This is a genomic window from Pseudomonas grandcourensis (genome assembly GCF_039909015.1).
GTDB classification, from domain to species: Bacteria; Pseudomonadota; Gammaproteobacteria; order Pseudomonadales; family Pseudomonadaceae; genus Aquipseudomonas; species Aquipseudomonas grandcourensis.
Genome location: NZ_CP150919.1, coordinates 162,501 through 176,768 on the forward strand (window position 1 = coordinate 162,501; position 14,268 = coordinate 176,768).

A 14,268-nucleotide genomic window follows, 5' to 3' on the forward strand; every position below is an offset into this window, starting at 1 on the left:
CATAGCTCAGCTGGGAGAGCGCCTGCCTTGCACGCAGGAGGTCAACGGTTCGATCCCGTTTGGCTCCACCACTAACTGCTTCTGATTGTATAAAGCTTAGAAATGAGCATTCCATCGAGACGATGGTGAATGTTGATTTCTAGTCTTTGACTAGTTCGTTCTTTAAAAATTTGGGTATGTGATAGAAAGATAGACTGAACGTTACTTTCACTGGTAACGGATCAGGCTAAGGTAAAATTTGTGAGTTGCTCTTAGGAGCTCAATCGAATTTTCGGCGAATGTCGTCTTCACAGTATAACCAGATTGCTTGGGGTTATATGGTCAAGTGAAGAAGCGCATACGGTGGATGCCTTGGCAGTCAGAGGCGATGAAAGACGTGGTAGCCTGCGAAAAGCTTCGGGGAGTCGGCAAACAGACTTTGATCCGGAGATGTCTGAATGGGGGAACCCAGCCATCATAAGATGGTTATCTTGTACTGAATACATAGGTGCAAGAGGCGAACCAGGGGAACTGAAACATCTAAGTACCCTGAGGAAAAGAAATCAACCGAGATTCCCTTAGTAGTGGCGAGCGAACGGGGACCAGCCCTTAAGTGGCTTTGAGATTAGCGGAACGCTCTGGAAAGTGCGGCCATAGTGGGTGATAGCCCTGTACGCGAAAATCTCTTAGTCATGAAATCGAGTAGGACGGAGCACGAGAAACTTTGTCTGAATATGGGGGGACCATCCTCCAAGGCTAAATACTACTGACTGACCGATAGTGAACTAGTACCGTGAGGGAAAGGCGAAAAGAACCCCGGAGAGGGGAGTGAAATAGATCCTGAAACCGTATGCGTACAAGCAGTGGGAGCCCACTTTGTTGGGTGACTGCGTACCTTTTGTATAATGGGTCAGCGACTTATTTTCAGTGGCGAGCTTAACCGAATAGGGGAGGCGTAGCGAAAGCGAGTCTTAATAGGGCGTCTAGTCGCTGGGAATAGACCCGAAACCGGGCGATCTATCCATGGGCAGGTTGAAGGTTGGGTAACACTAACTGGAGGACCGAACCGACTACCGTTGAAAAGTTAGCGGATGACCTGTGGATCGGAGTGAAAGGCTAATCAAGCTCGGAGATAGCTGGTTCTCCTCGAAAGCTATTTAGGTAGCGCCTCATGTATCACTGTAGGGGGTAGAGCACTGTTTCGGCTAGGGGGTCATCCCGACTTACCAAACCGATGCAAACTCCGAATACCTACAAGTGCCGAGCATGGGAGACACACGGCGGGTGCTAACGTCCGTCGTGAAAAGGGAAACAACCCAGACCGTCAGCTAAGGTCCCAAAGTTATGGTTAAGTGGGAAACGATGTGGGAAGGCTTAGACAGCTAGGAGGTTGGCTTAGAAGCAGCCACCCTTTAAAGAAAGCGTAATAGCTCACTAGTCGAGTCGGCCTGCGCGGAAGATGTAACGGGGCTCAAACCATACACCGAAGCTACGGGTATCACTTAGGTGATGCGGTAGAGGAGCGTTCTGTAAGCCTGTGAAGGTGAGTTGAGAAGCTTGCTGGAGGTATCAGAAGTGCGAATGCTGACATGAGTAACGACAATGGGTGTGAAAAACACCCACGCCGAAAGACCAAGGTTTCCTGCGCAACGTTAATCGACGCAGGGTTAGTCGGTCCCTAAGGCGAGGCTGAAAAGCGTAGTCGATGGAAAACAGGTTAATATTCCTGTACTTCTGGTTATTGCGATGGAGGGACGGAGAAGGCTAGGCCAGCTTGGCGTTGGTTGTCCAAGTTTAAGGTGGTAGGCTGGAATCTTAGGTAAATCCGGGATTCTAAGGCCGAGAGCTGATGACGAGTGTTCTTTTAGAACACGAAGTGGTTGATGCCATGCTTCCAAGAAAAGCTTCTAAGCTTCAGGTAACCAGGAACCGTACCCCAAACCGACACAGGTGGTTGGGTAGAGAATACCAAGGCGCTTGAGAGAACTCGGGTGAAGGAACTAGGCAAAATGGCACCGTAACTTCGGGAGAAGGTGCGCCGGTGAGGGTGAAGGACTTGCTCCGTAAGCCCACGCCGGTCGAAGATACCAGGCCGCTGCGACTGTTTATTAAAAACACAGCACTCTGCAAACACGAAAGTGGACGTATAGGGTGTGACGCCTGCCCGGTGCCGGAAGGTTAATTGATGGGGTTAGCTAACGCGAAGCTCTTGATCGAAGCCCCGGTAAACGGCGGCCGTAACTATAACGGTCCTAAGGTAGCGAAATTCCTTGTCGGGTAAGTTCCGACCTGCACGAATGGCGTAACGATGGCGGCGCTGTCTCCACCCGAGACTCAGTGAAATTGAAATCGCTGTGAAGATGCAGTGTATCCGCGGCTAGACGGAAAGACCCCGTGAACCTTTACTATAGCTTTGCACTGGACTTTGAATTTGCTTGTGTAGGATAGGTGGGAGGCTTTGAAGCGTGGACGCCAGTTCGCGTGGAGCCAACCTTGAAATACCACCCTGGCAACTTTGAGGTTCTAACTCAGGTCCGTTATCCGGATCGAGGACAGTGTATGGTGGGTAGTTTGACTGGGGCGGTCTCCTCCTAAAGAGTAACGGAGGAGTACGAAGGTGCGCTCAGACCGGTCGGAAATCGGTCGTAGAGTATAAAGGCAAAAGCGCGCTTGACTGCGAGACAGACACGTCGAGCAGGTACGAAAGTAGGTCTTAGTGATCCGGTGGTTCTGTATGGAAGGGCCATCGCTCAACGGATAAAAGGTACTCCGGGGATAACAGGCTGATACCGCCCAAGAGTTCATATCGACGGCGGTGTTTGGCACCTCGATGTCGGCTCATCACATCCTGGGGCTGAAGCCGGTCCCAAGGGTATGGCTGTTCGCCATTTAAAGTGGTACGCGAGCTGGGTTTAGAACGTCGTGAGACAGTTCGGTCCCTATCTGCCGTGGACGTTTGAGATTTGAGAGGGGCTGCTCCTAGTACGAGAGGACCGGAGTGGACGAACCTCTGGTGTTCCGGTTGTCACGCCAGTGGCATTGCCGGGTAGCTATGTTCGGAAAAGATAACCGCTGAAAGCATCTAAGCGGGAAACTTGCCTCAAGATGAGATCTCACTGGGACCTTGAGTCCCCTGAAGGGCCGTCGAAGACTACGACGTTGATAGGTTGGGTGTGTAAGCGCTGTGAGGCGTTGAGCTAACCAATACTAATTGCCCGTGAGGCTTGACCATATAACACCCAAGCAATTTGCGCTTAAAAGCCAGATTGCGGTGTGTGAAGACGAAACGAACCGAAAGTTCGGCTGTACTCACAAAAGCAGCACAAAACACCGAAAGCTATCACATACCCAATTTGCTGAAGCGAGGCCAGCCGGCCACGACTCAGTACCCGAATTTCTTGACGACCATAGAGCGTTGGAACCACCTGATCCCATCCCGAACTCAGCAGTGAAACGATGCATCGCCGATGGTAGTGTGGGGTTTCCCCATGTGAGAGTAGGTCATCGTCAAGATTAAATTCCGAAACCCCTATCTGCGTATGCAGGTAGGGGTTTTGTCTTTATAGTAGAAGCATCAAGAATTCGCTGACACGTCGCTATAGACGGATCGGCACACAGAATTTCTTGACGACCATAGAGCGTTGGAACCACCTGATCCCATCCCGAACTCAGCAGTGAAACGATGCATCGCCGATGGTAGTGTGGGGTTTCCCCATGTGAGAGTAGGTCATCGTCAAGATTGAATTCCGAAGCCCCTGTCTGCTAACGCAGACAGGGGCTTTGTCGTTTCAGGGGTACTGAAAAGCCCGTTGTGGAGCCTCTCCACAACGGGCTTTTTCATGTCTTACGCAAACAGCTTCAGCACATGGTTCATCGCATCATCGGCAAAACCCTGTACGAAATCCTTGAAGCCCGGCAGCGCCTCAGCGCCACCCTGCGCCGGTTCGGCAATGATGGTCCAGGTAGCTCGGGACTTGCCCACTTCCAGTGGTTCAACGCTCATCGCTGCCCACAGATTGGCCACACCCAAGGTGTTGTAGATAGTGCTCCATGTCATGTGCCGTGCCTGGTCGTCCCGGGAGTTGAGTTGTTCGACTACCAGATTGCCGTCCCTAAAGAATTTTTTGCGCAGCGATGATACGCCTTCACCCGTCATTTCGATGTGAGACAGCGCCGGGATGAAGCGATCGAAGCCGGCAAAGTTGCCGACTACGGCCCATACCCGAACTGCATCGGCGGGCAGGTCCACCGAGGACACCACGTGGCAGCCTTGAGGGTTTTTGATCAGGGTATCGGGTTGCAGAGTACTCATGGTCTTGCTCCGTTGGGTTGAGTCAGATGAAGTTGATTTCTTTGAGGTAGTCGCAGCCACGACGCAGCAGCGCCGGGGACTTTTGCGGGTAGTGCGCGCCCATTAGCCGAACACCGGCCCGGGCGTTGTCGTGACCGATCATCGAGATGTCGCCGATATCCTCCTCGAAGCCGTTGAGGTAGAACCCCAGCACGCCGAACAGCGCGTTGTCGCTGCCGACCTGGCCCAGTTTCTGTTGCCAGTCGGCGACGCTGACCATCGCGAATTCGCGCCCCGCCTCGCGGAAGGACGCCACGTAGTTGTCCCAGCTCAAGGGCTCGGGGTTGTGCAGGTTGAATACCGCTTGTTCCGGTTGATAACGACTGGCGTGGAAGGCGATGAATCGGGCGAGAAAGTCCACCGGCATCAAGTCGAAGTTCAAGGCGAACTCCGGCACCTGTCCCAGCTGGATCGAGCCCTTGAGCATCAGCATCAGGCGGTTCTTGTGCGGCTGGCACACGCCCGTGAGGCTGTTGAAGCTGATGTTCCCGGGGCGGTAGAGATTGACCCGCACCCCAAGCTCGCGCGCCCGTTCGAGGACTCGCTCGCCGACCCATTTGGACAGGTTGTAGCCGTTCTTGATGTAGATCGGTGGCGTCGGTGCGGCCGGTAACTCAAGCACTCGGCCGTCGGCCGATATCGTGCTGGAGGCCGAGAGTGTCGAGACGAAGTTGAAGATTTTTTTGCTGCGTCCTTCGCACAGGCGCAAGCATTCGAAAATCGGCTCGACGTTGTCCCGGGCGAGCGACTCGTAATCGAGGACGTGATTGACGTTGGCCGCGTTGTGCACCAGAGCGCCAAACTCCTGATCCAGTCGCCGGTAAACCTCGGGCGCCAAACCGAGTTCCGGCCGCGTGATGTCTGCCGCGTAAACCAGCACCCGGCTCCTATCCAGATGCTCCATACGGTTCTCCCGCAGCGCCTGGGCAAAGCGCTCGTTCGCCGATTGCCCGTTGCCGTCGCGAACCAGGCAGGCGACTTCGCTGGCACCCCAGGCCAGCAACGCCTCGACGATGTGTACACCGACAAAACTGTTGGCACCGGTGACGATCACTTTGTGCACATCGCCCATGCGGCTGACGGGCAGCGGCTGAACATCCAGTTCGCGGAAGGCATCGCGCATGGCCTGTTCACTCAGCACTTCTTCGCTGCCGGAACCGCGCACCAGAGTCGCCAGCTTCGCGAGGGTGGGCATTTCGATGAAACGGTTGATCGAGATGCTGCGCCCGAACTCCTCGCGCAGTCGCAGGAGCATGCGCGACAGCAAGATCGAGTGACCGCCCAGATTGAAGAAGCTTTCGTCGGTGGAAATGTCGCTTGCCGGCAGCTCCAGCAACTCGGCCCAGATTTCCAGCAGCCGGGCCTCATCGGCGCTGGCGGGCAGACGTCGTGGAGGGTGCTCGGTGGCGTTGAGCGGCAACTCCAGAAGCGCCTTGCGGTCGACCTTGCCATTACTGGCGTAGGGCATGACTGCCAGCTCGGTCCATGCAAGGGGGCGCATGTAGTCCGGCAGGTGCTGTGTCGCGTGGGCCTTCAGCGCTTGGCGAGCGCTGCCGGGAAGACCTTCCCGGGGTTGGGCAAGGAAAGCCAGAATCCGCCGCTGGCTATCGATGACCACGGCAACCTGGCGGTACAACTGGCTTTCGCGCAGGCAGCGCTCAATCTCTTGCGGCTCGACCCGGAAGCCACGAATCTTCACCTGATTGTCACGCCGACCGCACAGCTCGATCCCTTCAGCCGTCCACTTCGCCATATCCCCGGTGCGATAGACGCGCAAGGTCCGGCCATCAGGCAAGTTTAAGTGCAGATAGCGCTCAGCGCTTTGCTGCGGATTGTTCAGGTAGCCCAGGCACACTCCCGGGCCGGCGATGTACAACTCGCCGACCGTCTGTTCGGCCACCGGTTGAAAGTCGTCATCGAGAATCAACACCTGGCTGTTGGCGATTGGAGCACCCAGCGAACGGTTGTTGTCGCCTGCCTGGAGATTGCGCGCGGTAATCAGCACCGTGGCTTCGGTGGGCCCGTAGAGGTTGTAGAGCTTGCCCTGGCGGCTCAGTTGCTCGATGACCCACGGCTCGCAGACATCGCCGCCAGTCATCACATGGTCCAGGCACTGCAATTGCTCCAGCGGCAGGATGCTCAACAAGGCCGGCGGTAAAAAGGCGTGGCTCAGTTGCCGATGACGAATCAGCTCCACCAGTTGCAGCGGATCGCGGCGTTGGTCATCGCCGGGCACGATCAGTTCCGCGCCCTGCAACAGGGTGGGGAAGATGTCGATCAGCGACGAGTCGAAACCCAACGAAGAAAACTGCAACACCCGGCTCTGGCGCGTCAGCTGAACATAGTCGGCGTACCAGTGGGTGAAGTGCGCGAGGTTAGCCTGGCTGAGCAGCACACCCTTCGGATGGCCGGTGGTGCCCGAGGTGTAAAGGGCCATGCAGGGCGCATCGAGGTCGGGGCGTTGGCGCATCAAGGGTTGAGTGAGGTCTGCCTCATGGATGTCGATACTGCTGATGTCCAGCCCTGGCATCTCGCTAGCCAGGGGATGCTCGCCGTCATGCAGCAACAACACCGCGCCGGCATTCGACAGGATGTACTGCTGACGTTGCAACGGATGGCTCGGCTCCAGCGGCAAGTACACCGCGCCGCTGCCCAGGATCGCCAGGATTCCCGCATACAGCGCAGGACATTTGGGCAGGCAGATCCCGATGACGACCGGGCCTTGATGCTGCTCCAGCAGCGGTCGCAGACGTTGTTCGATGGCGCGGCTGTGGACGTACAACTGGCGATAGTCGAGGGTGTTGCCGTCGATGCTCAAGGCCGGGTGGTCGGCACTCTGGATGCACTGTTGCTCCAGTCTCTCGATCATCGGCGTTTGCGCGAGTTCTTGCAGTCGCGGGTCGGCGGTGGCATTGAGGCGATGCACGAACGCGAGGCTGTCCAGGAACCGCAGGCTCTCGATGCGCTCGAAGCGAACATGTACGGCAGGTTCGGCGAGACGAAAATAGTCGGCATCGCGCGAGTAGCGGCTGACCAGCAACGCCACGTGGTCAACCAGTGCTGCCATGGCCCGCATACGCAACGCCTGGCCGTTACCCGACGGTTCATCGGCGATGGGTACACGGGTCAGCAGCGTTGAACCATGGCTGCACAACACGTCCAGCGATGGCAGGACGGACGCCTGCGACAGGCCTAGGCCCAATTGCAAAGTCAGTCTTGGCGCCTGGCAGGCGAACGGAGGTGACGTGCCATCGTCGATCAGTAGATCTGCAGGCCCCGGTAGTTCGTCGAGTGCGGAAATCCGCGTCAGTGAGTGACCGTGTTGTTCGAGTTCCAGCGCCAGGTCGGTCAGGGCCTGGCTTTGGCCGCTAAGCAAAATGTCGAGACGTCTCATGATGGGCTCCTCGTCAAACCAGGTAGTCGCTGAGGGCGGTTTGTACGCACGGCGAATCGAGCAGCGAACTGCTGTGGAAAAACCGCACAATGTTGGCCACCAGCGGGTGATGGCGATTGATCGGGAAAGCCAGGGCCGACATTTCGCTCTTGAGGGCGTGGCGCGCCGCGTCGTTGATCTGCAATGCGTCGATCAGGCGGAAGTCGAAGGATTTCTGGATGTCGTTGGTCAGGTAATGAGCAATGAACACCGGCAGGATCTGCGCGATGCACTGGCGCTCATCAGCACTTGCTGTATGCCAGTAGATGCGCACCAGCCGCGCCCAGAAACCGGAATGGCGCCCCTCGTCCAGCAAGTGATCGGCCATCAGGCCCTTGATCGATTGCTTGACAGTGTCGTCCTTGGCGAACGCGGCGACATCACCGGTCACCGTGTTTTCGGCGATGGCCACGCAGATCAGCTCCACAGCGCTACGCAGGTGCTCCGGTGCGAGCGCCACGGCCGCCGGTATCGCCCGGCTCAGCTCGATCTCATCCGGCAACTCAATGGGGCTGATGCCGGTCATGGAGATGGTCTGTTGCATGAAATCCATCGCCACCAGGGCGTGGTAATCCTCGTCCACCACCACAGTCATGGCGTCGTAGCGGCAAGCGAACGGAAACTCGACCGCGAAGCGGTTCTTGGCGATGCTGCGGGCGGTTTTGTCGACGATCTCGGTTTCGAAGATCACCACATCGTTGATGAACTTGTAGAGCGTCTGCACCAGGGCGAAGTCGCGCTGTTCCGGGCATTCGCGCAGGAAGGTTTCGCTCAGCACCAGCGGTTGGCGGCTCAAGGGGTAGATCAGTTTGTCGTCGTTCTCCAACACGCGGCGCGGGCGGGTGCGGATGGTCGCCCGGCTCTCCCAGGCGTCGGCGAAGGATTGGTAGTCGGTGGCGTTCATGCGCTCACCTCTGTGACGGATTCGTTCATGCTCAGGCGCAAGCCGTCCCACAGGGCGATACGACTTTCCACGGCGGCAATGGCGCTGGCGTACACGTCTTCCTGCCGTTGCGGGTCGCTATCGACCAGTCGCGACAGGAGCTTTTCCGCTGCCGGACCGTGGTCCTCGGAATCGACCTCAATGTGCCGTTCGAGGTAGTACCGGAAAGTCGGCGCCTGTTCGATGCCGATGCCCCAATCGTCGAGGATGCGCTGGAACATCTGCGGGATAACGCTCTCGCGACCGTGAAGAAACGCCGCCGCCACACTGTGACCCGGCGCATGCAGTGCGGTGTGTAGGGTATGGCGGACGAAATTGGCGGCCGCCGGATCGACCTTGACGCTCTGCAAGGCCACTTCGTAGCTCACCCCCTCTTGCTGCAGGGCCACGAAGCGTTCGATGGCAACGGTGCAGGCGCCGACCTCGCGCATTGCATCCAGGTACAACTCGAAGTGGCTGTAATGACCCTGGGCCGGACGATCATCTGACTCCTCACCCAGTACGATCTCGTTGATCAACCGCGCGGCCTGGGGATCCTGCGGCGGCAGCCAGGGCAGTCGCACGCAGGTCAGCTCCTGTTGCAGACGCTTGGTCAGCGACATGAAGTCCCATACGGCAAACACGTGGGTTTCCATGAAGCGTCGCAGGACCGGTAGCGAATGTATTTCAGAGAAGATCGGGTGTTCGCCAAGTTCGGATTTTCTTTGCAGCAGACGTTCTTTAGTTGGTTTCATGGATGAGCCTTTAAGTGATCTCAGGTGAGAAGTAATCAAACACTGAAGTTCGCTGGAGGTTTTCTTCTGGCGAACGGGTACCTCAAACTAATTGATCTTTGTCAGTGCTGTGGATGCCGGATAGCTGAGGCGTTGCAGCCGTTTGTGGCTGGCGGCGAAGAAAAACTAATACACATGTAAAGTGTTGATCAAGTTGTTTTGTTATTATTTAAATATTCAACTTTTTCGAAGGTGATAAGTTCCAATAAAACTTTTTATATTGGTTTTATTTTGGCGTGGTTACTCCTTCCGACTTATATAAGTCAGAATTGAATAAAGAGTGAATGCCTCACTCGAAGTAACTTTTTTACGGGCGTCGTTGGGGGTGTCTGAGGGGGGGAAGTGGGACACGAGTGATGCCGATCCTTCCGTTCCCGTGATGAGGCTCCTTCCTTCGCTTCTGGGGGCAGGGACTGCTCCATTCGCACGGAGCGTCACCCGTTTTTTGTCCTGGTTATCCAGAGTGGGCGTAAATCGAGGTGGCCGCCATTACTGAGGCATCACGCAAACGTTGCAATGGTCGGGTTTCAAGGCGGCGGGGCTTTGGGGCGCGGTATGGCGTCGCAAGGGCGGTGTGGTATGGGGGCGGGGGATTTGTAATCAAATTATTCGCGGAGCATTTTTTGGGGGGATGCGCGGCAAGCGGGGTGAACCCTTCGCAAGGTTCCCCCGGGTTTGCCGCCGCGGGCTACTTCGACCTGTTCCTGGCCTGGGCTTCAGGGCTGTTGAGGTAGTGCGTAATGACCTCGACCCCTCGGTTCAGGTGATGCTCGAGCAACTGCACGGAGCGTTCGACGTCCCGGGCTTCGGCAGCCTGCAACAGTGCCTTGTGGTCATCCTGGGAAAGTTTGCCCAAGCCCATGGCTTCCAGGTTGAAGCGCAGGAACCGCTCTTCTTCGTTCAGGCCGTCTTCGACCAGTTTCAACAGCCGGCGATTCGGCGCCCGGGTGTAAAGCGCCATGTGGAACAGGCGATTGAGCCGGCCGATTTCGGTGTAGTCGCTTTCCGTTTCGAGTGCGTCGATGTAACGGGCAGCCTGTTCGAGATCTTCTTCCCGAAGCAGTGGCACCGAGAGACGCAGCGCTTCGGATTCCAGCAGGATACGCAGCGCATAGGTTTCCACGGCGTCGCCCTGGACCAGCGGCGCGACCACGGCGCCCTTATGGGCAACCACGTTGAGCAACGATTGTGCTTCGAGTTGACGCAAGGCTTCGCGTACGGGCATGCGGCTCACGCCGAACAGGTCGGCGAGGTCTTGCTGGCGCAGGGCCGCACCGCAAGGAATGCGCCCGTCTAGTATGGCCGCGCGCAGGGTTTCTTCGATCACCGAGCGTGCCATGTGTGCGGGAATTGGCCCGTTGACCTTGATACTGCTGAGAGGGTTGGGCTTTTGTGTCACTAAACGCACCCTGATTGATGGAATATTTTTGGATCCAAATGACACTAGTAACTGACTGACTGCTTGTCAAACAAGCTCTCGAGTGCCTTTCTTGCAGTTTAGCGCGCCGCCAGTGATCTCACCGTGCCATTGTCTTTTTCCGGGCTAACCTTCACCATTCGAACGACTCCCTCCTGCCTATCCAGGATGCCTCGCATTGGCGGCAAGTTTAACGATCCCCCGGGTTTTACGCTGGCTGTGCAGCGCATTGGTGCTGGCTGGTGTGATGCTGGGCAGCTTGAGCGCCGATTGGGATTTTTCCCTGATCAGCCGGCGGGCGCAGGCATTGTACGGACCTTTGGGAGAAGGTCAGCAACGCATTAATGATTGGCAATACTTATTGACTAGCCAGAAGCAGCTCGGCGAGCTGGAACAACTCAATGTGGTCAATCGCTTCTTCAATAAACAGCTGCGATACGTCGAAGACACCGATCTGTGGCATGAAGTCGACTACTGGGAAACCCCGATCGAAGCCCTCTGGAAAGGCGCCGGCGACTGTGAAGACTACGCTATCGCCAAGTACTTCAGCCTGCGGCACCTCGGTGTAGCCAGTGAAAAGTTGCGTATCACCTATGTCAAGGCGCTGACCCAGAACCGCGCGCACATGGTGCTGACTTACTATTCAAGCCCGGAAGCCGAGCCCTTGGTGCTCGACAGCCTGATTGATGCAATCAAGCCGGCAGGCCAACGAAAGGATTTGCTGCCGGTCTACTCTTTCAATGCGGAAGGGATGTGGTTGCCGGGTGCCAAGGGCAATAAAAAGGTTGGCGATACAAAGCGCCTTTCGCGTTGGCAGGATGTGTTGAAAAAAATGCAGGCCGAAGGATTCCCGGTCGAGACGACTAACTAGGAGCACATGCTCAGATGTCTTTGTTCAAACAGCTGTTGATTGCTATCTGTCTGTTCCTGGTGGTCGCCTTCACCGGCAGTTTCATGGTCAGTCTGGAGAGCTCGCGCACTCAGTACGTCAACCAGTTGCGCTCCCATGCCCAGGACGCCGCGACGGCGCTGGCGCTGTCCTTGACACCGAACATCGACGACCCGGCGATGGTCGAGTTGCTGGTCAGCTCGATTTTCGACAGCGGTTACTACGCGAGCATACGCGTGGTCGATCTGAAGAACGACCAGACCCTGGTCGAGCGCACGGGCATTCCTGCGGTCAACAGCGTTCCCGACTGGTTCGTCAAATTGATCGGCCTGGAGCCCGCCGGTGGTGATGCGATCGTCAGCCGTGGCTGGGAGCAGGCTGCCAGGGTAGAGGTGGTCAGCCACCCGATGTTCGCGCTGGCCAAGTTGTGGCAAAGCGCTTTGGGCAGCCTGGGCTGGTTGCTGCTATGTGGCGCGGTCAGTGCGGTACTCGGCGCACTGTTGCTGCGTCAGCAATTGAGACCGCTCGATTACATGGTCAAGCAATCCCACGCCATCGCCCGGCGGGAATTCCTCAGCTTGTCGGAGCTGCCACGTACCCCCGAACTTCGCCGGGTCGTGCAGGCCATGAACCAGATGGTCGAGAAACTCAAGGCGCTGTTCCAGGAGCAGGCCGAACGCAGTGAAAAACTTCGGGTCGAGTCCTATCAGGACTCGTTGACCGGGTTGGCCAACCGGCGTTATTTCGAGATGCAGCTGAATGCGCGGGTAAGCAACCCGGAGCAGGCCAGTTCCGGTTACCTGCTTCTGTTGCGAGTCAAGGATCTGGCCGGACTCAATCAGCGTCTCGGTGGCCAGCGCACCGATGAAGTGCTCAAGGCTGTCGGTGAGCAACTGTCTCGTGAGTGCGCCAAATACCCGGAAACCCAGAACCTGGTCACCCGTATCCGCGGCGGCGAATTTGCCGTGTTGGCACCGGGCCTGGTGCGCGAAGAAGCGCTGCAATTGGCACAGAACCTCGACAGTGCCTTGGCCAGTCTTCACGCTACCGGCGCCACCGATGTGGCTGCCGTGGCGTCTATCGGCCTGGCGCCTTTCGCTCACGGCGACTCACCGCAAACGGTGCTCAGCCTCGGCGACCAGGCGCTGGCGCAGGCCGAAGGCCAGGGCGAGCAGAACTGGGCCTGTATCGAGCACAGCCTCTCGGCCAGTGTCGGCGACGATCACCACGCCTGGCACCTGATGCTCGACCGGGCGCTGACACAGCAACGTTTCGAGCTGTATTTCCAACCGGTAGTGGCCGCACAGGACACGCAACTGGTACTGCACTACAAAGTGTTGTCGCGACTGCTCGACGAACACGGTCAGACCATCCCCGCCGGGCGTTTTCTACCTTGGCTGGAGCGCTTCGGCTGGACTGCCCGTCTGGATCGGCTGATGCTCGAGCGGGTGCTGGAGCAAATGAGCGGGCATGAGGAGTCGCTGGCGCTGAATCTGTCGTCGGCTACCCTGGCCGACCCGCAGGCGCAAAACAAAATCTTCGAAATACTGCGCGCGCACTCCAACCTCGGCCCGCGTCTGACCCTGGAAATTGGCGAAGAACAGCTACCTGACCAGGCGGTGCTGGAGCAACTGACCGGGCGCTTGCGCGAACTCGGGTTCTCCCTGAGCCTGCAACGTTTTGGTGGCCGCTTCAGCATGATCGGCAACCTGGCTCGGTTGGGGCTGGCCTACCTGAAAATCGATGGCAGCTACATTCGGTCGATCGATCTGGAGAGTGACAAACGTCTGTTCATCGAAGCGATCCAGCGGGCGGCGCACAGCATTGATCTGCCGCTGATTGCCGAGCGGGTCGAGACGGAAGGCGAGTTGTCGGTGATTCGCGAGATGGGGCTATACGGTGTGCAGGGCCAGTTGTTCGGCGAGCCCAAGCCCTGGAAGTAACTCTTTAGATCCGGGTTGTCAGTGATGCCATCATCGCGGGCAAGCCCGCGATGACGGCTGGAACAGTCACTGAAGATCAATGATCAGATCAACCCGCCTTCATCCTCATCGATCAACTGACTCAACCCACCCAACGCCTCACGCGCCTGGGTACGGTCCATCAGTTTGGCCTGGGCTGCCGTCGGCAGGTCGGTGACGCGTATCACGCCTTTCTGGGTCAGCACCTGAATCAAGTCATCGAGTACCCGGATCATTTCCAGGTCACTTTGCTTGAGCTGTTTGAGGCTGTTTTCCACAGCCGCGTTGGCAAACCAGGCCAGGATCTCATGATTGTCGGCCGCCAGCGTTTCCGTGGCCTCGGCATAGGCGGCGGGTTCCACGCGTACCAACAGGCCCTGCGCATCGCGTTGCACGTAAAACATTGAGCATCCCTCGGAATTGAACCAGCGTCGTGCTGTCAGCAGCATAGGTCAACGGCACGCCAGTATGTGGCGCAGCGACGAAATCGTCACCGGGCAGTGAGCGCAAACGTGACGGCCG

The 14,268-nt window shown here is 57.4% G+C and carries 8 protein-coding genes, 1 tRNA gene and 3 rRNA genes (1 of these 12 cut by a window edge); 6 read left to right on the forward strand and 6 right to left on the reverse strand.

Going from position 1 to position 14,268, the window contains the following annotated elements:
• The 4 genes from AABM52_RS00760 to rrf (AABM52_RS00775) all read left to right on the forward strand — a co-directional run.
• Positions 1-71, forward strand: a tRNA-Ala gene (locus tag AABM52_RS00760) (it extends 5 nt beyond the left edge of the window).
• Positions 72-319: 248 nt separating this feature from the next.
• Positions 320-3,211 (forward strand): 23S ribosomal RNA (locus AABM52_RS00765).
• A gap of 165 nt (positions 3,212-3,376) precedes the next feature.
• Positions 3,377-3,492, forward strand: a 5S ribosomal RNA gene (rrf, locus tag AABM52_RS00770).
• Between the two features lie 110 nt (positions 3,493-3,602).
• Positions 3,603-3,718, forward strand: a 5S ribosomal RNA gene (rrf, locus tag AABM52_RS00775).
• A gap of 105 nt (positions 3,719-3,823) precedes the next feature.
• Here the strand turns inward: rrf (AABM52_RS00775) and AABM52_RS00780 are convergent.
• The 5 genes from AABM52_RS00780 to AABM52_RS00800 form a co-directional block, all read right to left on the reverse strand.
• A complete protein-coding gene (locus AABM52_RS00780; protein ID WP_347909960.1) occupies positions 3,824-4,291 on the reverse strand; it encodes an SRPBCC family protein in 468 nt (155 codons plus the stop codon).
• A 22-nt stretch (positions 4,292-4,313) separates the two neighbouring features.
• Positions 4,314-7,724 carry a non-ribosomal peptide synthetase gene (locus AABM52_RS00785; RefSeq protein WP_347909961.1) on the reverse strand — a complete coding sequence of 1,137 codons (3,411 nt, stop codon included), beginning with the start codon at positions 7,722-7,724 and terminating at the stop codon, positions 4,314-4,316.
• A gap of 13 nt (positions 7,725-7,737) precedes the next feature.
• The gene (locus AABM52_RS00790) at positions 7,738-8,667 is read right to left on the reverse strand and encodes a diiron oxygenase (RefSeq protein WP_347909962.1); all 930 of its coding nucleotides are present in this window, start codon (positions 8,665-8,667) and stop codon (positions 7,738-7,740) included.
• Entirely contained in the window at positions 8,664-9,440 is a 777-nt protein-coding gene (locus AABM52_RS00795; RefSeq protein ID WP_347909963.1) for a DUF3050 domain-containing protein, read from the reverse strand. The genes AABM52_RS00790 and AABM52_RS00795 overlap by 4 nt, the downstream gene beginning before the upstream one ends.
• A gap of 727 nt (positions 9,441-10,167) precedes the next feature.
• On the reverse strand, positions 10,168-10,878 hold the full coding sequence (locus tag AABM52_RS00800; RefSeq protein ID WP_347909965.1) for a GntR family transcriptional regulator: 711 nt from the start codon (positions 10,876-10,878) through the stop codon (positions 10,168-10,170).
• Positions 10,879-11,074: 196 nt separating this feature from the next.
• Between AABM52_RS00800 and lapG the strand changes: the two genes are divergently transcribed.
• Positions 11,075-11,767, forward strand: coding sequence for a cysteine protease LapG (lapG, locus tag AABM52_RS00805; protein WP_347909966.1), 693 nt, complete (start codon positions 11,075-11,077; stop codon positions 11,765-11,767).
• Between the two features lie 14 nt (positions 11,768-11,781).
• Positions 11,782-13,728 carry a cyclic di-GMP receptor LapD gene (gene lapD / locus AABM52_RS00810; protein WP_347909967.1) on the forward strand — a complete coding sequence of 649 codons (1,947 nt, stop codon included), beginning with the start codon at positions 11,782-11,784 and terminating at the stop codon, positions 13,726-13,728.
• Positions 13,729-13,811: 83 nt separating this feature from the next.
• On the opposite strand, the gene AABM52_RS00815 is transcribed toward lapD, so the two are convergent.
• A complete protein-coding gene (locus AABM52_RS00815) occupies positions 13,812-14,150 on the reverse strand; it encodes a tryptophan synthase subunit beta (RefSeq protein WP_347909969.1) in 339 nt (112 codons plus the stop codon).
• Between the last annotated feature and the right edge of the window lie 118 nt (positions 14,151-14,268).

What these genes read in the sequence shown, in the direction of transcription:
- AABM52_RS00790 (WP_347909962.1), bottom strand. Translation starts at nt 8,667, where the DNA reads ATGAACGCCACCGACTACCAATCCTTCGCCGACGCCTGGGAGAGCCGG.
- AABM52_RS00785 (WP_347909961.1), bottom strand. Translation starts at nt 7,724, where the DNA reads ATGAGACGTCTCGACATTTTGCTTAGCGGCCAAAGCCAGGCCCTGACC.
- lapD (WP_347909967.1), top strand. Translation starts at nt 11,782, where the DNA reads ATGTCTTTGTTCAAACAGCTGTTGATTGCTATCTGTCTGTTCCTGGTG.
- AABM52_RS00795 (WP_347909963.1), bottom strand. Translation starts at nt 9,440, where the DNA reads ATGAAACCAACTAAAGAACGTCTGCTGCAAAGAAAATCCGAACTTGGC.
- AABM52_RS00780 (WP_347909960.1), bottom strand. Translation starts at nt 4,291, where the DNA reads ATGAGTACTCTGCAACCCGATACCCTGATCAAAAACCCTCAAGGCTGC.
- AABM52_RS00815 (WP_347909969.1), bottom strand. Translation starts at nt 14,150, where the DNA reads ATGTTTTACGTGCAACGCGATGCGCAGGGCCTGTTGGTACGCGTGGAA.